The organism is Pantoea sp. SM3 (assembly GCF_000963995.1).
GTDB lineage: Bacteria > Pseudomonadota > Gammaproteobacteria > Enterobacterales > Enterobacteriaceae > Pantoea > Pantoea rwandensis_B.
Genome location: NZ_JZRD01000040.1, coordinates 1 through 19,644, shown reverse-complemented (window position 1 = coordinate 19,644; position 19,644 = coordinate 1). Strand labels below are relative to the sequence as shown.

General features: G+C 54.4%; 15 protein-coding genes. 4 read left to right on the top strand and 11 right to left on the bottom strand.

The features are described from left to right. Window positions 1–61: 61 nt before the first annotated feature. Genes aaeB through aaeX form a run of 3 tightly spaced genes read right to left on the bottom strand, consistent with a single transcriptional unit; the run spans window position 62 to window position 3,168 of the window. Complete coding sequence (gene aaeB / locus VI01_RS21190; RefSeq protein ID WP_038644377.1) at window positions 62–2,014, bottom strand: p-hydroxybenzoic acid efflux pump subunit AaeB; 1,953 nt, start codon at window positions 2,012–2,014, stop codon at window positions 62–64. Window positions 2,015–2,025: 11 nt separating this feature from the next. Next, on the bottom strand, window positions 2,026–2,955 hold the full coding sequence (gene aaeA / locus VI01_RS21185; RefSeq protein ID WP_045816536.1) for a p-hydroxybenzoic acid efflux pump subunit AaeA: 930 nt from the start codon (window positions 2,953–2,955) through the stop codon (window positions 2,026–2,028). Window positions 2,956–2,964: 9 nt separating this feature from the next. Continuing rightward, a complete protein-coding gene (gene aaeX / locus VI01_RS21180; RefSeq protein ID WP_021508145.1) occupies window positions 2,965–3,168 on the bottom strand; it encodes a p-hydroxybenzoic acid efflux pump operon protein AaeX in 204 nt (67 codons plus the stop codon). A gap of 258 nt (window positions 3,169–3,426) precedes the next feature. On the opposite strand from aaeX, the gene aaeR reads away from it, so the two are divergent. Beyond that, the gene (gene aaeR, locus VI01_RS21175) at window positions 3,427–4,344 is read left to right on the top strand and encodes an HTH-type transcriptional activator AaeR (RefSeq protein WP_045816535.1); all 918 of its coding nucleotides are present in this window, start codon (window positions 3,427–3,429) and stop codon (window positions 4,342–4,344) included. A 237-nt stretch (window positions 4,345–4,581) separates the two neighbouring features. Here aaeR and tldD read toward each other — a convergent pair whose 3' ends face one another. From tldD to csrD, 8 genes are all read right to left on the bottom strand, one after another. Beyond that, window positions 4,582–6,027: a metalloprotease TldD gene (gene tldD, locus VI01_RS21170; RefSeq protein ID WP_038644371.1), complete on the bottom strand. Its 1,446-nt coding sequence runs from the start codon at window positions 6,025–6,027 to the stop codon at window positions 4,582–4,584. Between the two features lie 64 nt (window positions 6,028–6,091). After that, entirely contained in the window at window positions 6,092–9,910 is a 3,819-nt protein-coding gene (gene yhdP / locus VI01_RS21165) for an AsmA2 domain-containing protein YhdP (RefSeq protein WP_045816534.1), read from the bottom strand. Window positions 9,911–9,957: 47 nt separating this feature from the next. Continuing rightward, window positions 9,958–11,427, bottom strand: a complete 1,470-nt coding sequence (rng, locus tag VI01_RS21160; RefSeq protein ID WP_038644369.1) for a ribonuclease G — start codon at window positions 11,425–11,427, stop codon at window positions 9,958–9,960. Then, window positions 11,417–12,010, bottom strand: a complete 594-nt coding sequence (locus VI01_RS21155; protein WP_038644368.1) for a nucleoside triphosphate pyrophosphatase — start codon at window positions 12,008–12,010, stop codon at window positions 11,417–11,419. The genes rng and VI01_RS21155 overlap by 11 nt, the downstream gene beginning before the upstream one ends. Window positions 12,011–12,018: 8 nt before the next feature. Then, window positions 12,019–12,507 (bottom strand): rod shape-determining protein MreD, encoded by a 489-nt coding sequence (gene mreD / locus VI01_RS21150; protein ID WP_034830875.1) that lies wholly within the window; start codon window positions 12,505–12,507, stop codon window positions 12,019–12,021. Then, window positions 12,504–13,538: a rod shape-determining protein MreC gene (gene mreC, locus VI01_RS21145; RefSeq protein ID WP_045816533.1), complete on the bottom strand. Its 1,035-nt coding sequence runs from the start codon at window positions 13,536–13,538 to the stop codon at window positions 12,504–12,506. Before mreC ends, mreD begins: the two co-directional genes overlap by 4 nt. A gap of 145 nt (window positions 13,539–13,683) precedes the next feature. Then, window positions 13,684–14,727, bottom strand: a complete 1,044-nt coding sequence (mreB, locus tag VI01_RS21140; RefSeq protein WP_007891976.1) for a rod shape-determining protein MreB — start codon at window positions 14,725–14,727, stop codon at window positions 13,684–13,686. Window positions 14,728–15,037: 310 nt separating this feature from the next. Continuing rightward, window positions 15,038–16,984, bottom strand: coding sequence for an RNase E specificity factor CsrD (gene csrD / locus VI01_RS21135; protein ID WP_038644366.1), 1,947 nt, complete (start codon window positions 16,982–16,984; stop codon window positions 15,038–15,040). Window positions 16,985–17,308: 324 nt separating this feature from the next. Between csrD and msrP the strand changes: the two genes are divergently transcribed. From msrP to aroQ, 3 genes are all read left to right on the top strand, one after another. Continuing rightward, complete coding sequence (gene msrP, locus VI01_RS21130; protein ID WP_045816532.1) at window positions 17,309–18,313, top strand: protein-methionine-sulfoxide reductase catalytic subunit MsrP; 1,005 nt, start codon at window positions 17,309–17,311, stop codon at window positions 18,311–18,313. Then, complete coding sequence (gene msrQ / locus VI01_RS21125; protein WP_045816531.1) at window positions 18,314–18,916, top strand: protein-methionine-sulfoxide reductase heme-binding subunit MsrQ; 603 nt, start codon at window positions 18,314–18,316, stop codon at window positions 18,914–18,916. Window positions 18,917–19,148: 232 nt separating this feature from the next. Next, window positions 19,149–19,601 carry a type II 3-dehydroquinate dehydratase gene (aroQ, locus tag VI01_RS21120; RefSeq protein WP_038644361.1) on the top strand — a complete coding sequence of 151 codons (453 nt, stop codon included), beginning with the start codon at window positions 19,149–19,151 and terminating at the stop codon, window positions 19,599–19,601. Window positions 19,602–19,644: the final 43 nt, after the last annotated feature.

Sequence of the window (19,644 nt, the reverse complement as noted above, 5' to 3'; positions counted from 1 at the left end):
ATCATCGGGTTTTGTGTCAGCGTGGGATCAAAAAGGCCGCTGCAAGGTGCAGCGGCCGATTTCAGATTTGGATGAGGGTGTTCTGGTATTTATCCAGCATCAACGAGAGCCGTTTCACCGGTTCGGTAACACTCTCCGGTGCCGAATAGTGATGGAGCTTTTCCTGATAAATCTCCAGCTCCTTCAACAAACGCTCAAAGTAGTAGCGCCGCTTGTCATCGCTGGTGGCTGAAATCACGCGATCGGCGGTGTATCGCAACTGACGGTGATAAGCCGAAAGCTCCGCGTTAACCGGGACCTCGGCATTACGCAGTCGCTGATGGCCGATAATCAGCGTCAGCGCGATGCGGTATTTGTCGATATCGCCGGGGAACAGATTGAGCAGCAGAAACAGCTGCTGATAGAGCGCGGGCAGATGGTTCTCGCGACGGCGCGCCTGATTAGTGGTCAAGGCCGCCACAGCCGCATACATAAAGCGATTCAACAATTTACGGCCGGTACGTGCTTTGGATTTATCGCGAATCAGCAGAATGACCATCATCGCCACAAAGCTGCCGATCCACTGGCCCAGGGCGTTATCGAGGAAGACGTTGAACTCAAACTTCATCGGATTATCCAGCACCAGCACATTGATGGTGCCAATCAACGCACCTAACGTACCAATCTGACGTCGTTGCACGAAGATACCGCCGATAAAGCCGAGTGCGCCAATCGCGATACACAACAGCAACGCGCTTTGCTGGGTGGCTGGCAGGATATAGACGAAGTAGAGCATACCGAGTGGCACGGCGAAGGCCATACCGTAGAAGAAGTCTTTCGCCATCATCAGCGGATTCGGCATACGCATCGCCAGTGCGGTGATGACGGCCAGCATCACCATACAGCCACTGCCCGAAGTCCAGCCGGTATAGAGCCAAAACAGAGAACCGAGCGCGGTCGCCACAAAGGTACGCACGCCGTTGATCATCGCATGATGGGTTTCCGCCGAACGTGCCTGAATCACCACTTCGCGCTGCAGGATACTCTCTTCCAGCGTGGTAATGCGGCTGTTACTGCGCACACCATTAATCAGCAGCAGATACTCTGTTGCTGCACCGACCCAGCTTGCCACCGTCATCGGCACGGTTTTATTGCTGACACTGATTAAACGACGCATCACCTTCATGCGCTTATGCACGTCATCGACGTTATGAACGTCTTTCTCAATCAGCAGGCGATACTGCGTCGGAATATAATCCGGACGAGCGTTTTGAATCAGGAAGGTTTCAGCTGCTTGCGTAATCAACGTCAGCGACAGCGTATTCAGCATCTGCAATCGGCGGCTGGTATTTTTCCAGCGCGAAGATTCCATCAACAATTGGCTGCGCATGCCGTTGAGTGCCGTTGTGCGACGTACCAGCGCGCTCCAGGTGCGATCCACCTCGTCTTTATCCGCGTGGGCGACACAGAGTTGCAGCAGTTTGTAATGCGCCACCAGCAGCGAATCGACTTCGGCATCAATCACTTTTTTGATCGAGCGCGGCGAAAACAGCATATCCGCAAGAATCGCACACAGAATGCCAATGACGATTTCACTGCAACGTTCAACGGCATATTGCGGTGCCAGCGTTAAGCCACCGCTGGCATCGGCGGTGACCACGATGATCAGCGCAGTGTAACCAGCCAAACCTAGCGCGTAAGAGTTCTCGACTTTAATCAGCGAAGAGAGCCAGACGCACATCCCCGCCCATAAACAGCACAGCAGCAGCATCACCACCGGTGCACGCACCGTGGCGATCATGATAGTGAGGGCGGCAATACAGCCAATAAATGTACCAATGATGCGCAGAATGCCGCGATAGCGCAGTGCGCCAGAATAGGGATCGCCCCCCGCAGCAAAGGCGGTACCACCGGCCACAATGCCGGCGGTCATCACCGCCCAACGCGGCGTTTCCAGATTAAAGTGAAAGCCAATCATCAGCGCTGCAACCAGCGCAAATGTCAGCTTCACCGGGAAACGCAAAAACTCAATCATAACGCCCTCGCTTAACCAAACTCGCGCAGGCGGTTAAAGAACTGCGTCATCGGCGAGACTTTGGTTTGACGATCTTTATCACCGGTGATCACCACCGTGGCGGTAGTGCCCGCCGGGAAACGGTTGCCCGGTTGATCGTCAAGATGAATGCGCACCGGTACGCGCTGTGCCAGTCGTACCCATTCGAGGTTGGAATCGATGGTCGCCATACCTTTGCTGTCCACGCTGCTGCTGCTGTTGGTCACGCCCGCAGCAATGCTGTCCACCGTGCCGCGCAATACGGTATTACTGCCCAGCGGGGTGATTTCGGCGCGGAAGCCCGGACGCACGCCATCCAGCTTGGTCTCTTCCATATACGCCAGCACGTAGAATGAGTGCTGCTGTACCAATGCCACGGCAACGGAACCACGGGTGATGAACTCGCCCTGATAAACGTTCAGGTTAGTGACCCAGCCATCTGAAGGCGCTTTGATGGTGGTGCGATCCAGGTCGATCACCGCCAAATCGCGCGTTGCCACCGATTTCGCCAACTGATGTTCGCTGGTTTGCAGATCGTTATTAGCCTGATCGATCGCTTCACGTGACATGGCACTGGTGCCGAGTTGGTTACGGCGCGCCGCTTCACGACGCTTTTCATTGACCAATGCCTGGTAATATTCGACATCCGCCTGGGCTTCATCCAGCGCTTTCTGGTAGCGCGGGCGATCCACGACAAACAGCGTATCACCCTGTTTCACCAGTTGGTTGTCGTGCACCGGCACGTCAGTGATAAGGCCGGTCACGTCCGGCGAGATCGCCACCACATCAGCGGAGAATTTGGCGTCACGCGTCCAGGGCGATTCGGTGTAGAACACCCAGGCGCGGAAGATGATCACGATTGCGATGATAACCAGCAGGATAGTAATCGCGTAACGCGCGATTTTTCTTATGAGCGCTTTCACTTAAAAACCTCAGACGAATAGACGGGATACAAGGTAAAACACGCAGCAATACAACGCTGTGTTAAAAAGTGCCGGATGCCACACCAGGTCATAAATTCCGCTGGGCGTCAGCACGCGTTTCACCAGCCAGAACAGCGCCAGCGAAACCAGTAGTTCAATGAAGATGGGCGGAAAACTCAGCCCGAATACGACAAATACCGGAAGCACACTCATTACGGTTCCTTAGTTCGACCTTGCCGGATTGCACCGATACCTGCCCTCATGCCGTATGGCACGTCGGGTTGAGAATCAGGGGATGATTGGGAGACTGATGGCAACATTCAGGCCGCGTTGAGCTAATGATAGCGTATCATCGTTTAAACACAGCCGTGTTAAGGTGCGGTGAACAGACCCAGCGTGCGTATAGTAACGCGCATGACTATACGTTTTCTACATATTGTGAGCTAAATCACTTTTTAGCCAGAGTAAACAATGGAACGACTTAAAGGCATGTCCATTTTCGCCAAAGTGGTTGAATTAGGTTCTTTTACCGCCGCGGCACGCCAGCTTCATCTTAGCGTTTCGTCAATCAGCCAAATTGTCGCTAAACTGGAAGATGAGTTGCAGGTCAAATTGTTAAATCGCAGTACGCGCAGTATTGGTCTGACCGAAGCAGGTAAGATCTACTATCAGGGTTGCCGCCGCATGCTGGCTGAAGCGTCTCAGGTGCACGAACAGCTTTATGCCTTTAACAATACGCCGATCGGTGTTCTGCGCATCGGCTGCTCCTCCACCATGGCGCAAAACGTGTTGTCTGCCATGACCAGCGATATGCTGCGTGAATATCCTGGTTTGAGCGTCAATCTGGTTACCGGCATTCCCGCGCCAGATTTGATCGCTAACGGCTTGGATCTCGTGGTCCGCGTAGGCGCGTTGCAAGATTCAAACCTGTTCTCACGCCGACTGGGCGCAATGCCGATGGTGGTCTGTGCCGCAAAAAGTTATCTGGCACAGCATGGCACGCCAGACAAACCGGGTGAAATCGATAATTTTTCATGGCTGGAGTACAGCGTTCGCCCGGATAACACCTTTGAACTGGTCGCGCCGGAAGGCCTGGTGACGCGATTGACGCCGCAGGGTCGCTTCGTCACCAATGATTCACAGACGCTGATTCGCTGGCTGAAAGCCGGTTGCGGCATCGCCTATGTCCCCCTGATGTGGGTGATTGATGAGATTAACGCCGGGGAGATCGATATTCTGTTCCCGCAATATCACTCAGAACCGCGTCCGGTGTATGCGCTGTATACCGAGAAGGACAAGATGCCGTTGAAGGTGCAGGTATGTATCGATTATCTGACCGAGTACTTTAAGCAGGTGGCGCAGCAGTATCAGCAGCATCGTAAGAGCTGATGATTCTGGTCGCCCTAGAAGGTGAGTTTCCGATGGGCGATGCCGCCATTCGGCAGTTACGCCATAGGGAAACTCAGACTGTTCGATAATGTGCAGAGTTCGCCATGCGAATATCAGACTCCACGGCCTTCAGAGTGGGCGCCATGGAGTCATCAGGCTTTGTAGCGTGCGCTATGCATGGGAATATCAGACGCTACGGTCATTCGTCAGGTGCGCATTTATGCGCACCTGGAATGATTATGCAGTACCGCCGACGGTGATTTTATCCAGCTTCAGGGTTGGCTGGCCGACGCCGACCGGCACACTCTGCCCCTCTTTACCGCACACCCCAACGCCTTTATCCAGCGCCAGATCGTTACCGACCATTGAGATCTGCTGCATTGCTTCAATACCCGAACCAATCAGCGTTGCACCTTTCACCGGCGTGGTCACTTTGCCGTTTTCAATCAGATAGGCTTCCGAGGTTGAGAAGACAAACTTGCCGGAAGTGATATCCACCTGACCACCACCAAAGTTCGGCGCATAAATCCCATACTCAACGCTGGAAATGATGTCCTGAGGCGTGGATTTGCCTGCCAGCATATAGGTGTTGGTCATACGCGGCATCGGCAGATGCGCATAGGATTCACGACGCCCGTTACCGGTTGGCGGAACACCCATCAGACGCGCGTTAAGCTTGTCTTGCATGTAACCTTTCAGCACGCCGTTTTCGATCAATACGTTGTATTGGCCTGGCACGCCTTCATCATCCACCGCCAGTGAGCCGCGCAGGCCTTCGATGGTGCCATCGTCAACCACGGTGCAGAGTTCAGAGGCCACCAGTTGCCCCATTTTTCCGCTGAAGACCGAAGTTTCACGGCGGTTGAAATCGCCTTCAAGACCATGACCAACGGCTTCATGCAACAGCACGCCCGGCCAGCCAGCGCCTAACACCACCGGCAATGTGCCCGCAGGCGCAGCAACAGCAGAGAGGTTCACCAACGCCAGACGCACCGCTTCACGCGCCCATGCATCGGCACGGACATCACCGTTTTCATCGGCATAGAAGAATTCATAGCCGGTACGCGCCCCGCCGCCGCTAGAGCCACGTTCACGTTTCCCCTGATCTTCCACCTGTACGCTGATCGACAGACGCACCAGCGGACGGATATCCGCAGCCAGCGTGCCATCGGTCGCCGCCACCAGCACCTGCTCGTACACGCCTGTCAGGCTGGCGTTGACTTCCTGCACGCGCGGATCGGCCGCACGTGCCACGGTATCAACACGATGCAGCAGTGCAATTTTGTCTTCGCGCGTCAGGCTGTCCAGCGGATTCACCGGCGCATACAGCGAACGGTTGATCACCGCTGAAAGCGTATGCGCTTTGCCATTGCCCTGCTCACGCACAATACTGCGCGCGGCTTCAGAAGACTGGCGCAGGGCGTTCAGGGTGATTTGGTCTGCGTAAGCGAAACCGGTTTTCTCACCACTGATAGCACGCACACCGACACCCTGGTCGATATGGTAAGAACCATCTTTAATGATTTTGTCTTCCAGCACCCAGGATTCATGGAAACTGGACTGGAAGTAGAGATCGGCATAATCCAGACGACGTTCTGAAAGCTGCCCTAACAGGGAAAAAAGGTCCTGCTGATTAATGCTGTTCGCAGCTAGTAACTGCTCACTTACCAGATTCAGAGTCATCGTTTCTCACTCATTATGTGCTCGGATAGTCATAGCCTGCGGCAATTCCCCGACGGCGTCAAATTCACTTCTTGTCGTCTTCGCGCGGTTTGCGCAGCACTTCATTGATTTCCGGTTTATCCAACGGTCCGCTTATGTGATAACGCAGTAGCGAAATCTTATTCCACAGCGGGCCCAATACTTTACTGGCGGCAAATACGGCGGCCCCGATCACCGGGTTGACTACAAAGGCCGTCGCCACACCCACCGAAGCGGAGATCTCAGGGGCAACGACCGCTTCCATATCAATCTGGCGTTTTGCCAGATCGATCTGCCCCTGCATGGCGATATCCGCCTCAAGGCCATCGACCAGCAGGTTATCCGTGTGCATTACACCGTTTTCGATCCACGCCGTGCCGTTAATTGAATCGAAATAGAAGCCCTCGCTGAAGGTGTCACTGAAATCGAAGCGCAGCTTACGCAGTAAGGCGTCAAAACTCATCAGGCGGAGCAACTGCCCTGCGCGCCCGGTATTCACATCCGCAATCTGGCCTTTGCCAAAATGGGTTTTCAGCGTACCGCTCAACGTTTCCGCTGAAGGCTGCCACGGGGCGGAACGCCAGTGCAGGTCATAATCCACGTGAAACGGCGCGTCACGAAGTGGGGTATTCATCCCAAACCAGTTAACGGCGTCATTGATGTTTTTACCGCTCAGACTGCCTTTTAATGAGGTACGCTGATTGCCCGGCTTGTTGACCCATTCGCCGTTGATCTTCAGCTTCGCACTGCCGGAATCCACGCTACCGTTAGTAAGTGCTAACGTATCTCCCTGCGGCTGTAATCTGGCCTGCATATGTCCAAACTTCTGCCCGCGCAGCCAGCACTCATCACAGTTTAGCTGCATCGCTGGCCAGTTACTGAAGTCGACTGTGCTGCTGTTGCCACCCAACGGCGAGGCGTTGTTTTCGCTGCTGTTCGCCCATTCTGGATTGTAGTAAAGATAGCTAAGGTCGATCTGCCATGGCGCATGCTGTGCGGTTTGCAAACTGCCGCGCGCTTCGCGGCTTTCCAGCTGGAGTTGCGTGTTGCCGGTCGGCCCTTGCGTGACGGTGGCATTAACGTCATGCCACTGCTGTCCACCCAGCATCAGTGCCGGTGTCCGCAGAGTCACATCACCCGGTAACAGCGCGCCGCCCACTTCCGTTTCGCCCTGAGCATTACGCGAACCACTGCTTCCCGCCAGTAGCCCCATCCAGGCTTCACCATCCAACGGGGGTAAATTGAGTTCCATCCCGCGTTTTTCTGGCAGCTTCGGCGTGCTTTTCGCATCGTTGAGCCAGATGCCGCGATCCACGCGCAGCTGGGGTTCGAGAATCCAGCGGCTGTTAAAACGGTTGTGCTCACGCACGCTGCCGCTTAGCGTGAATCCTTTCAGATCACCGGTGGCGTTGATGGCGATGGGCATCGCTTCGCCCGCCTGCTTATCCAGCGGCGCAGGTAAGTGACTGCTTACTGTTTTGCCTTCACCCTGCAAATCGACTTTATAGGTCGCACCACCATTGTGTGGCAGCGTGATGTCGACATTGCCCTGCCACGGCAAACTGCCGCTCAACTGACTGCTGACACTGGCCGGCAATACTTTCAGTTTCGACGGCTGCCAGTCGCCCAATAACTTCACGTTGACGCCGAAGTTGTCAGGATTCTCAGTGGTAGAAAAACGGACGCCGGTGGGCTGACCGAACCAGTTAGCCTGCATCTCTTCACTTTCGAGATTGCCGTTGTTGTAGCGAAAGCGCCCGGTGAGATTTTCCAGCGTGGTGTTTAACGGCTTGATGTGCACGCTGTTATTGTTCATCACCACATTCCCGCTGGCATGCACCAATTCACCATCCAGCGGAATATCGAGATTCAATGAACCGCGCACATTGCCACCGATTTGCAGCTGCTGCAGTGCCGCGCCCAACGTCGATTTCAAAGGCGTCTGTTCGAAGTAATCGGCAATCTGCTTGCCCTGACCGCTAAGATCGCCATTGATGATCAACTTCTCTTTGAGATAGTCCGGGATCACCGCGCTGACGTTACGTGCATCCACTTCTCCCAATTTGGTTTTCTCGGCTTTCATCCACAGGCCGTCGTTAACAAAATCGAGGTCGATATCGAGGTTTTCCAGCGCTGGCCAACCGGGCTGGAACTGGAAAGTGGATTGACGCAGCGGCACCCACACTTCAAACATGCCGTCATTGTGCTTAAACGGGAACAGGCTGGGATTACCGGCGAACAACAGCGTGGCATTGTCCACTTTCCCGCCTTTGATCGACTCGCTGAGGAAATGGGTCAGATCATGGCCCATTAGCGGTTCCGGGAAGTAGCGCCAGGCATCACCCGCATCGGTGACGCGAATGCCCGCCAGAATATCCAGTTGCGGCGCTTTGCCGACATTTTGCTGATAGCGGAAATCACCGCGCGCCCACAGGGAACGTGCCTGAACATCAAGATTCTGACCGTCCAGCGTCAGGCCGCTGGCATCGCGCTGCCAGTTCAGCTTGCCAGTGATCTGTTGAATTTGCAGTGGCGCCTGGAACATGTCGCCATAAGGCACTTCCGCTTGTCCCATCGCCACATCTAACCGACCGTTACTCACGCTGCCACTGGCGGTACCGTTGAGATTGCTGATCCCCGGCAATAACTCCCAATGCTGCCACGCCAGGTTGCGCCATTTGGCTTGCAGGCGGGTTTGCTCGGGCTGATTGAGCGGAATATCCAGCGCCAGCGCATCGATGTTGCCGCGCGGCTGCAATGCACGCCAGTTATCCAGTAACGCAGGGGATAAGGGTTTGAACAGCGGCACCAATGGTGCCAGACGCTCCAGATCCAGTTGGGTGGCACGGACACGCACTTCCGCACCACTGTTAGCGCCCAGCATCTGCTGGTCTTCGGGCTTCCACAGAAGTGAGAAGTGCCCCGGCGCCCAGGCGATGCCATCGGTGCTGAGTCGGGTTTGCGGGACGGACAAACTCCAGCCATTTTGGAAACGCGCCAGATGCGCGGTTAAGCCATCGACCTGCAGCTGGTGATCGCCCTGTTCGCCGCGCCAGCGTGCACCGCCTTTACTGAGCAACAGGTCACCTGCGTAGACATCGCCATCACGCAGATTCACCCACGCTGCAAGGCTGAAGCGGGCACTTTCGAGGCTGGTATTGTCACGCAGCCACGGACCGATCCACGGGCGCACATCGACGTCATCCGCTTGCATCCAGATGCGGCCATCGTTGAGTAATCCGTTGGTATCGTTGAGATCGAGTCGCACCTGCACCACACCGTGCTGCCCCGTAAAGCTGGAGAGATTAACTTCCCCTTCCGCGCGGTGACGCGTGCTTTCGTTGAGCCAGGTCAGACGCGGGATCGCCAGCTCAGCGTGCTGGCCAGAGGGCGTGAGAAAACGGATGCTGCTATCACGCAGATCAAAGTGGTCAAACTGGCGCAGAAACAGATCGTTGATTTGCGCCGGCTTAAAGCTGTTTTTTTGTTGATCGCTGGTGAGCAGCGGATGATTGGTTTCGAGACGCAGTTGCCAGAAGGTCAGATCGCGGAACTGCCAGCGCCAGTGCAGCAGCGATTGCCAGACATTAAGCGCCAGATTTACACGGCCAATGGTGAGTTTGCCATCTTCCGGCATCACAACGTTGAGATTGCGCACCTGCAGGGTTGGGCCGAAGTTCTCCCATTTACCCTGCAGCTCGCTGGCATCCACCGTCACTCCGCTGACGCGTGAAATCGTCTGCAGTATGTCGCTGCGATAGCTGTTGAGATGCGGCATCACGAGGCGCAACCCGCTGACTAGCAGCGCCACAATAACGATGATTGCGGCGAGCAGCAGTAACAAAATCCTCGGCAACCGCCTCACGCACCTCTCCTTGCTTCCCGTTGAATAACGGCGTTCAGCATCACGACTTACATCATGACAACGTCAAACTGCTCCTGAGTATAGAGCGGCTCAACATGAACTTTAACCTGCTTACCGACAAAGATTTCCACTTCAGCCAGCGCATGTGACTCTTCGCTTTTTAACGCCTCGCCCACTGCCGGGGAAACATAAACGAGGAAGCGATCGGAATCATAAGCATGATGCACACGCACGATTTCGCGCATGATTTCGTAGCAGACCGTTTCCACCGTTTTCAGCGTGCCGCGCCCTTTGCACACCGGGCAATCGGCACAGAGCACATGTTCAATACTTTCCCGCGTGCGTTTACGCGTCATTTCCACCAAACCGAGCGCCGAGAAGCCGTTGATACCGGTTTTCACCCGATCTTTGCTCAGTGCACTTTCCAGCGAATGCAGTACGCGGCGACGATGGTCGTCATTACTCATGTCGATAAAATCGATGATGATAATGCCGCCCAAATTGCGCAGACGCAGCTGGCGAGCAATCGCCTGCGTGGCTTCAATGTTGGTGTTGAAGATGGTTTCGTCGAGATTACGATGCCCAACAAATGCACCGGTATTGATATCGACGGTGGTCATGGCTTCGGTTTGATCGATGATCAGATAGCCGCCCGACTTGAGTTCAACCTTGCGCTCCAGTGAGCGCTGGATTTCATTCTCAACATCAAACAGATCGAAGATTGGCTGTTTGCCGCTGTACAGCTCCAGCTTGCTGGCCATTTCCGGGATATATTCGCCGGTAAATTCCACCAGCAGATCGCAGGTCAGACGTGAATCCACGCGAATGCGATCCAGCGCTGCGCCGGCAAAGTCGCGCAACACGCGCTGTGCCAATGCTAACTCGCCGTACAGCAGACAGCGCGTCTGGTTACGTTTCTTACGCTCGCTGACTTTGGTCCAGAGACGCTTGAGGAACGCGGCATCCTGCGCCAGGTCTTCCTCACAGATGCCTTCAGCAGCAGTACGAATAATGAAACCGCCGAGGTCGTCGCAGTAGGCGGAAACGACCGCTTTCAAGCGATCACGCTCCGCTTCGCTTTCAATACGCTGGGAAACACCCACATGCGATGCGCCTGGCATAAACACCAGATAACGTGAAGGCAGCGTAATATCGGTGGTAAGGCGCGCGCCTTTGGTGCCGAGCGGATCTTTCACCACCTGTACCACTAAATCCTGGCCGGGACGCACCAACTCGCTAATATCGCGTACGACGAAGTTTTTCTTCTCATCACCCGCCACGCATTCGGTGTGCGGCATGATGTCAGAAGCGTGCAGAAAGGCGGCTTTATCCATGCCAATATCAACAAACGCGGCCTGCATGCCGGGCAAAACGCGGCTAATGCGGCCTTTATAGATATTCCCTACGATACCGCGCCGTGCTTCGCGCTCGATGTGAATTTCCTGCAGAATGCCGCCATCAATATAGGCAACACGGGTTTCAGAAGGTGTAACGTTAACCAGCAGCTCAGCCGTCATCTTGTCCCCTTAACGCACGCAGTGACTGAAAGTGGCTCAGCAACTCATTGGTTTCAACCAGCGGTAATCCCACTACGGCGTGATAGCTTCCATTAATCTTGCGGACAAAGTTGCCGCCCAGACCCTGTATTCCGTACGCGCCGGCTTTGTCCATCGGCTCGCCGCTGGCAATATAGTGCGAGATTTCTTCTGCCGTGATATTGCGGAATGTCACGTCAGTGGTGACAAGGCAATCCAGCTCGCGTGCACTGTCAGCCAGCGCGACGGCAGTCATCACCTGATGCGTTTGCCCGGAGAGTTGACTCAGCATCTGCGCTGCGTGTGCAGCATCGCGCGGCTTTTCCAGCACGTTATTGTTGAGTACCACGATGGTATCTGCACCCAGCACCGGTAAATCCTGCGGCGCGACTGCCACGCCAGCGCGCGCTTTATCCAGAGCCAGACGGCGAACATACACTTCCGCCGCTTCCTCTGGCTGGCGCTGCTCTTCAACGTCGGTAACCAGACGCTCAAACTGCAGACCCAGTTGCGTGAGCAGTTCACGTCGACGCGGTGAACCGGATGCGAGATACAGGCTTATCATAGTCTTCCTTACTGAACAGCGAACTGACGACGAATCTTTCTCATTAATAAGAATAGCCAGGGCCATAGAATGCCGTCGACCACACTGCTCCAGAAGATTTCCGGGCGGAATGAGACGTTGATCACCAGGAATTCAGCCCAGAAAACAATTACATCCACCGCGAGCGACAGCACCATAACCATTAATGCCTGCTGCCACAACGCCAGATTTCGGAATAGCTGAAATTTGAAGGCCACCAGATACGCGATGATGCTGAACGCCAGCGCGCGCACCCCCAGCGTCGAACCGGCCACCAGGTCCATCACGGCCCCTAAAAAGAAGCCTGTTCCGACATTAACCCGGTGCGGTAATGCCAGAACCCAGTAAACCAGGATCAACAAAAGCCATGAAGGCCGGAACATGTAGATTTGTTCCGGCCAGGGCATGATTTGCAGAATGAGGGCAATCAGAAAGGACAGCCAGATAACCCATCGGCCCTGGCTGCGATATCGACTCAAGGCTGGCCTCCGCGTGTGTTCGCTGGGATCCCTTGCGAACGACTGCTGTTAGCGGGTGCCGGCGGCCCCATTTGCTGGCCAGGTTGCATCATATCCGGTGCCGGTGGGCCCATTTCGCCCGCTGGCGGCAAGACCTGCGGCATCATCTGCATCAGACGCTCATTCGCCACGCGGTGAACTTCATCGGGTGCCATTGGCATGTCGCCATTCTTATCCGCGCCCCACAACAGCAGCAGGTAACGCAGACGTTGCAGGCCTGCCGTCGGATGCGCCTGAATCACGGTGTAGGCACGTTGGGTATCGACTTTCACGGAAGAGACCACGCCAACCGGGTAGCCTTCAGGGAAACGTCCACCGAGGCCTGACGTCACCAGCACATCGCCAACACGAATGTCAGTGTTGCCCGGCAGATGTTCCAGCTGCAAGTCTTCGCTGCAGCCGTTACCCGCCGCAATCACGCGAATATCATTACGTAACACCTGAATCGGCAACGCATGAGAAGCATCACAAATCAGCAGTACGCGGCTGGTCACCTGACCCACAGCCACCACCTGACCCACTACACCTTTATCACTGATCACCGGCTGGCCTTCGTATACACCGTTTACGCTGCCTTTATCGATAACCACCTGATCGGTATACGGATCGGTGCCGGTTGAAATCACCTGGGTCACCATCTTGTGCTCATCCTGACGCAGCGGCGAGCCGAGCAGCTCACGCAGACGTGCGTTTTCCTGCTTGTATTGCCCCAGCATCAGCAGGTCACTGTTTTTCAGGAAGAGCTCACGGCGCAGCGCTTTGTTTTCCAGCTCGAGCTGCTGGCGTGAAGCCAGCGTTTCTGAGACACCGTCAAGAAGCTGTCGCGGCCCATTGGCCAGAAAGTAAAATGGACTTACCGACGTGTCCAGGTAGTTGCGGATCTGGGAGAAGGAGCTCACGCGACTGTCTGCGATAATAATCGCGATAGCCACAATGACTGCCAGAAAGAGACGCAACTGCAGGGAAGGCCCCCTGCTAAAAATCGGCTTCATAAATTCTGCGTGTTCCTCGACATCAGGGAAGAAGCGCCAGTCTTATGACTAACGCCTCCAGGGCTGGACGCATCTCGCCGTCGTGCGCAGCGTCGATAGGCGCGACTCCCTGCGCAATTTGACCACGGTCTCAGCCGATGAGGATTTACTCCTCGCTGAACAAATCGCCGCCGTGCATGTCGATCATTTCCAACGCTTTACCACCGCCGCGCGCGACGCAGGTCAGCGGATCTTCTGCAACAACCACCGGAATACCGGTTTCTTCCATCAGCAGGCGATCCAGATTGCGCAGCAATGCGCCACCACCGGTCAGCACCATGCCGCGCTCGGAGATATCAGAAGCCAGTTCTGGTGGGCACTGTTCCAGCGCGACCATCACTGCACTCACGATACCGGTCAACGGCTCTTGCAGCGCTTCGAGGATTTCATTGGAGTTCAGGGTAAAGCCACGCGGTACACCTTCTGCCAGGTTACGACCACGTACTTCAATTTCGTGTACTTCATCACCCGGATAGGCAGAACCAATGCCGTGTTTGATACGTTCCGCAGTGGCTTCACCAATCAGTGAACCGTAGTTGCGGCGCACATAATTAATGATAGCTTCATCGAAGCGATCACCACCGATACGTACAGAAGAAGAGTAGACCACGCCGTTCAGGGAGATGACGGCCACTTCAGTGGTACCACCACCGATATCCACCACCATCGAACCGGTTGCTTCTGATACCGGCAGGCCTGCACCAATTGCGGCAGCCATCGGCTCTTCAATCAGAAACACTTCGCGCGCGCCTGCACCCTGTGCAGATTCACGGATAGCACGGCGCTCAACCTGAGTGGCGCCAACCGGTACGCAGACCAGCACACGTGGGCTTGGACGCATAAAGCTGTTGCTGTGCACTTGTTTAATGAAGTGCTGGAGCATTTTTTCAGTCACGAAGAAGTCGGCGATCACGCCATCTTTCATAGGACGGATGGCCGCGATGTTGCCTGGAGTACGACCCAGCATCTGCTTGGCGTCATGACCTACGGCCGCAACGCTCTTTGGCGAACCGGCACGATCCTGACGAATGGCAACCACGGAAGGCTCGTTCAGCACGATGCCTTGTCCTTTTACGTAAATCAGGGTATTCGCGGTACCCAGGTCAATGGACAAGTCATTGGAAAACATGCCACGAAATTTTTTAAACATACTAAGGGATAATCCTGCAAGCTGGGGGCGGAAAATAAAATCCGCCTACTTTACCAACCACGCGAAGCCGCTACAAGGCGCAAAAACGTTCTGCTTCGGTGAAAAAATACGCTGAATAATTTTTTGGGCCGATTCGCTTATCCCTGGCCGCCGTTAAATAGCGCTAAGCCGCCCTATTAAACGTAAATTCACCCTCAATCACCGGGCGAATTTCGACATAAAATCTAACATTTCCAGCCATCATAAGCGCGGACGTTATCCACCAAATGGCAGAAAAAAGCGACTCAGCGCCGCTTTACTGGCTGAAGACCTAAATTCGATAACGTTGTGAATGTTTTTTCACGTTACTGTTCACCGGCAATGATGGGGCAAAGAAGTCGCCCTGCCCACCTGCCACGCCCAGATTCGCCAGCGTTTGCCACTCCGCGCGCGTGCGCACGCCCGCAGCAAAAACTTGTGTCGAGGTGGATTTGCATACTTCCAGTAAACTTTGCACAAATAACTGGTTTTCAGTACGACGTTCAATATTACGTACCAGCCCCGGATCGAGTTTGATCACTTCGATTGGGAACTGCTTGATATAAGCACTGCTCACCACGGTCATACCCGCCTGATCCACCGCCACACGACAACCAAACGCGGTCAACATTTGGAAAACCGGTACTAAGCGATTGATGTGTTGACAAACATCCGCCTCAGCAAGTTCAAATAAAAAACGTTTTCTTTGCGATTTTGTACATTGCAACAAAAGCTTTTGCAGCCAGCGCTGGAATGGGCGCTGTAATAAGGAGTCAATATTGACGGGTAAAGCCAGTGTTTCATCAGGCCACACTTCAGAAAGTGCCGCGATTCGCGTCACCAGTTGGCGATCCCAACTGTCGGTCAAACCAAGTTGCAGCACCAGCGGCATATACTCGGCCGACACCACTTCTTTGTCGCCATCGAACACGCGCGCCAGCATTTCACGGTGGTGTACTTTGCCATCCAGCAATACGGCCGGTTTTTGGTAAAGACGTGGGCCGCCGCGATTAAGGGTGTTTTCCAGCAGCGTTCGCCAGCGCACGCTACCACGCCCCATGTCTAAGGTATTGCCTTCACCGACTGACCAACTGTTACCGCCCTGCAAAGCGGCACGACGGGTCGCCATCTCGACATTTTCCATCACCTGCGGCACGGTTTCTCCGCTGCGCCACGCACTGATGCCAATGTGGATTAAATCATCGCGATCGACCATACGCATCGGCGGCAATGAGTCGACCGCGTTGATCAACTGATCGGCGATACTGTTGGCCTCTTTAAGCGTGCGGTGCGGCAATAACACAGCAAAATCGCTGCGGAAGTAGCGTGCCAGTAAAGCGCCTGGATAGCGCAGAACAAAAGTCGACAGCATATTAATCAGGTCAAACAGGTATTCATCCACCAGCGTTTGGCCCAGCGTTTCATGCAGCGTGTCGAGATCGGGCAGACGCACCATCATCACCACGCCATGCGTGCCCACATCTTCCTGATCTTCCAGCAGCGTGGCTAACTGGTTATCAAAGAATAGGCGGTTATTCAGGCCGGTGCGTGAATCCTGTGCGGCAAACGTACGGATAAGCGTATCAATGCGCAGGCGCTGCTCGCCCGCTTCCTGAAGATCGTTAAGTAATGTGTCAATGGCGCGACTGGCTTTTGGCGGCCATTCGGCATAATGCCCGACGGAGGGCACGCGCTCACCCGCCAGAATGCGCTCGGAGCGTGCTTCTAAACGCTCCATGTGCTGCCAGCGACGATTGATCCAACGATGCGTCATCACCAATAAAGCGGACATAATGGCCACCACGCTGAGCAGGACAATCAGCGTATAGGCACCGGTAAAGGAGCGGAACCAGGTTTTCGCAGGATCGAGTACCACTACTCGCAGTTCAAGGCCGGGAGAGTGTACCAACGGAAGATCGAACTGGATAAAACGATTCGGCTCATCTTCGAGCATAGGATTTTCATGGCGAGCGAGTTGAAACACCACGGTATTGCCGTTATGCATCTCAATCTGTTCCGCATTGATCACCGGCATGATGCGCGTCAACCACTGCGTCAGTTCTTGTGGCGATTGCGTTGTCAGCGCTTTATCGACTTCGGTCGCTAGCGTATTGACGCGTGTTTCTACGCGCTGTTGCGATAGCCAGATAAAACTAAAAGCGCATCCGACCAGCATCAATAACATTGCCAGTAAGCTTAATAATGTAATAAACGCAGAAAACTTAGTTGTTAATCGCATCCCTGTGCCTGTATCACTGCGGTTCTGAACGGTCGCCATCCAACGGCGCCAACCTGCTCATTGGCGTAAACCTGAGCAAAATAGCACAAAACATCGTCTGAATCAGCGCCAGACGCGCATCAAATTAGGCGGTGCGCCATGCTAATCGGCCCTGCGGCGCGAGTATAGCCGCAAAGTGTGATGGCTTGCGTTTCACACGGGCTTTTTCGTCCTATTCTCAACAGAGCGCTTTCGCCAGGAAATTTCATATTTTTCCGGGCAAAGTGGCGTGTCCAGCGTGAGTTGATCATGCTGAGTACCACACCTTTTTCGCCGGAGAATGTCATGAAGCTGAAGCAATACCTTACCGAATCCGACGTGACGCCCGAGAGCATCTTTAATATGCGCCGCCGTCAGGTGTTGAAAGCGCTAGGATTAGGCGCAGCTGCGGCAAGTTTGCCCGGCGCGGCGCAGGCAGATGTGCTGAGCTGGTTCAAAGGCAATGACCGCCCACCTGCCCCCGCAGGTCGCGATCTGCAATTTACCAAACCCGCGCAGTGGCAAGCTGATTTGCCCATGACGCCGTTTGACAAGGTTTCCGGCTACAACAACTTTTATGAGTTTGGCCTGGATAAAGCCGATCCTGCCGCCAACGCCGGCACGCTGAAAACCGAACCCTGGCAGTTGCGCATTGAAGGTGAAGTGGCGAAACCGATCACGCTGGATATGGACGACATCTTTAAGCGTTTTGCCATGGAACAGCGTATTTATCGCATGCGCTGTGTTGAAGCGTGGTCGATGGTGATCCCCTGGGTGGGCTTCGAGCTGAATAAATTACTCAAATTGGCTGAACCCACCAGCAATGCCCGCTTTGTCGCCTTTCAGACGTTATATGCGCCGGATCAAATGCCCGGGCAGAAAGATCGCTTTATCGGCGGTGGGCTGGATTACCCCTATGTGGAAGGATTACGCCTCGATGAAGCCATGCACCCTCTCACACTATTAAGCACCGGCGTGTACGGTAAAGCGCTGCCACCACAGAATGGCGCCCCGATTCGCCTGACGGTGCCGTGGAAATATGGCTTTAAAGGGATCAAATCGATCGTCAAGATCACGCTGACCCGCGATCAACCACCGACGACATGGAGCCAGATCGCTGCTAATGAATATGGTTTCTACGCCAATGTGAATCCGCACGTTGACCATCCGCGCTGGTCACAGGCGACGGAGCGTTTCATTGGTTCTGGCGGCATTCTCAATGTGGAACGTCAGCCAACGCTGCTGTTTAACGGCTACGCTAAAGAAGTGGCATCGCTCTATCGCGGGCTCGATTTACGGGAGAACTACTGAGTGCGACTGACGTTACGTCATATCACCCTGCTGAAAGTGGTGCTGCATCTGGCTGCCTTCTTGCCCTTCGTCTATTTGTTTATGGCAGCCAGCCAGGGTTGGCTGAGCGCAGACCCAGCCAAAGACATTCAGCATTTTACCGGCAGGATGGCGCTGAAGTTGTTGCTGGCTACGCTGTTGGTCAGCCCTTTAACACGCTACCTGAAGCAACCCTTGCTGATCCGCACCCGCCGCATGCTGGGTGTGTGGTGTTTTGTGTGGGCCTGTTTGCATCTGACAAGCTATTACTTGCTGGAGTTGGGGTACAACCACCTGCAACTGTTGGGTAAAGAGATTGTTTCACGCCCTTATCTGTTACTGGGGATGATCTGCTGGATAGTACTGTTTGCGCTGGCCATCACTTCGTTTCAGCGTGCGCAACGTAAATTGGGTCGTCGCTGGCAAACCCTGCACAACGGCATCTATCTTGTCGCGATCCTCGCACCTATCCACTATCTTTGGTCGGTGAAAGTCTTCTCGCCGCAGCCCTGGATTTATGCGCTGCTGGCTTTAGTGTTGTTAGGCTGGCGTTACAATAAGTTGCGTAATCTTCTGCGTCGATAATCCCCGCACGGTTGTTTTCCTGTCACGAGATCTGTTAAAAGGTGTGGCCTAAGGGCCGCATCCGATCAACTTCGCAGATAAGACCAGTATTTTGCTGCGAATTGCGACGAAACGGATATAATGCCCGGCTTTATTGCAAGCGAAGTCGCCTTTTTCACTCTCAGGAGTGACAAACGGCAGATGTCGCGGTATTTTACGCGATGCCTCACTGATTGCAGGAGATAGCAGCAAGATGGCGCACAAATTTCACATACTGCTTTTGAACGGTCCCAATCTGAATCTGTTGGGAACGCGCGAGCCTGATAAGTATGGTCATACCACGCTGGCGCAAATTGTCGGCGATCTGACGCAACAGGCTGAACAGCACGATGTGAAATTAAGTCATTTGCAATCGAACGCAGAGTTTCAGTTGATTGATCGTATTCACGAAGCCCGTGGCAATGTGGATTACATCATCATCAATCCGGCTGCGTTCACGCACACCAGCGTTGCACTGCGTGATGCCCTGTTGGCGGTCAGCATACCTTTTATTGAGGTGCATCTCTCAAACGTGCATGCACGCGAACCGTTCCGACATCACTCCTATCTTTCTGATGTATCTGCTGGCGTCATCTGTGGACTTGGCGCTGATGGATACTCATGGGCTTTACAAACGGCAGTAAAACGCCTGTCACATTCCAATTAAACAGAGTACGGAACCACACTCATGGATATTCGTAAAATTAAGA

Excerpts from the sequence above, each read along its gene's own strand:
- aaeB (WP_038644377.1), bottom strand. The coding sequence starts at position 2,014 with ATGATTGAGTTTTTGCGTTTCCCGGTGAAGCTGACATTTGCGCTGGTT.
- aaeX (WP_021508145.1), bottom strand. The coding sequence starts at position 3,168 with ATGAGTGTGCTTCCGGTATTTGTCGTATTCGGGCTGAGTTTTCCGCCC.
- aaeR (WP_045816535.1), top strand. The coding sequence starts at position 3,427 with ATGGAACGACTTAAAGGCATGTCCATTTTCGCCAAAGTGGTTGAATTA.
- tldD (WP_038644371.1), bottom strand. The coding sequence starts at position 6,027 with ATGACTCTGAATCTGGTAAGTGAGCAGTTACTAGCTGCGAACAGCATT.
- rng (WP_038644369.1), bottom strand. The coding sequence starts at position 11,427 with ATGACGGCTGAGCTGCTGGTTAACGTTACACCTTCTGAAACCCGTGTT.
- VI01_RS21155 (WP_038644368.1), bottom strand. The coding sequence starts at position 12,010 with ATGATAAGCCTGTATCTCGCATCCGGTTCACCGCGTCGACGTGAACTG.
- mreC (WP_045816533.1), bottom strand. The coding sequence starts at position 13,538 with ATGAAGCCGATTTTTAGCAGGGGGCCTTCCCTGCAGTTGCGTCTCTTT.
- mreB (WP_007891976.1), bottom strand. The coding sequence starts at position 14,727 with ATGTTTAAAAAATTTCGTGGCATGTTTTCCAATGACTTGTCCATTGAC.
- csrD (WP_038644366.1), bottom strand. The coding sequence starts at position 16,984 with ATGCGATTAACAACTAAGTTTTCTGCGTTTATTACATTATTAAGCTTA.
- msrP (WP_045816532.1), top strand. The coding sequence starts at position 17,309 with ATGAAGCTGAAGCAATACCTTACCGAATCCGACGTGACGCCCGAGAGC.
- aroQ (WP_038644361.1), top strand. The coding sequence starts at position 19,149 with ATGGCGCACAAATTTCACATACTGCTTTTGAACGGTCCCAATCTGAAT.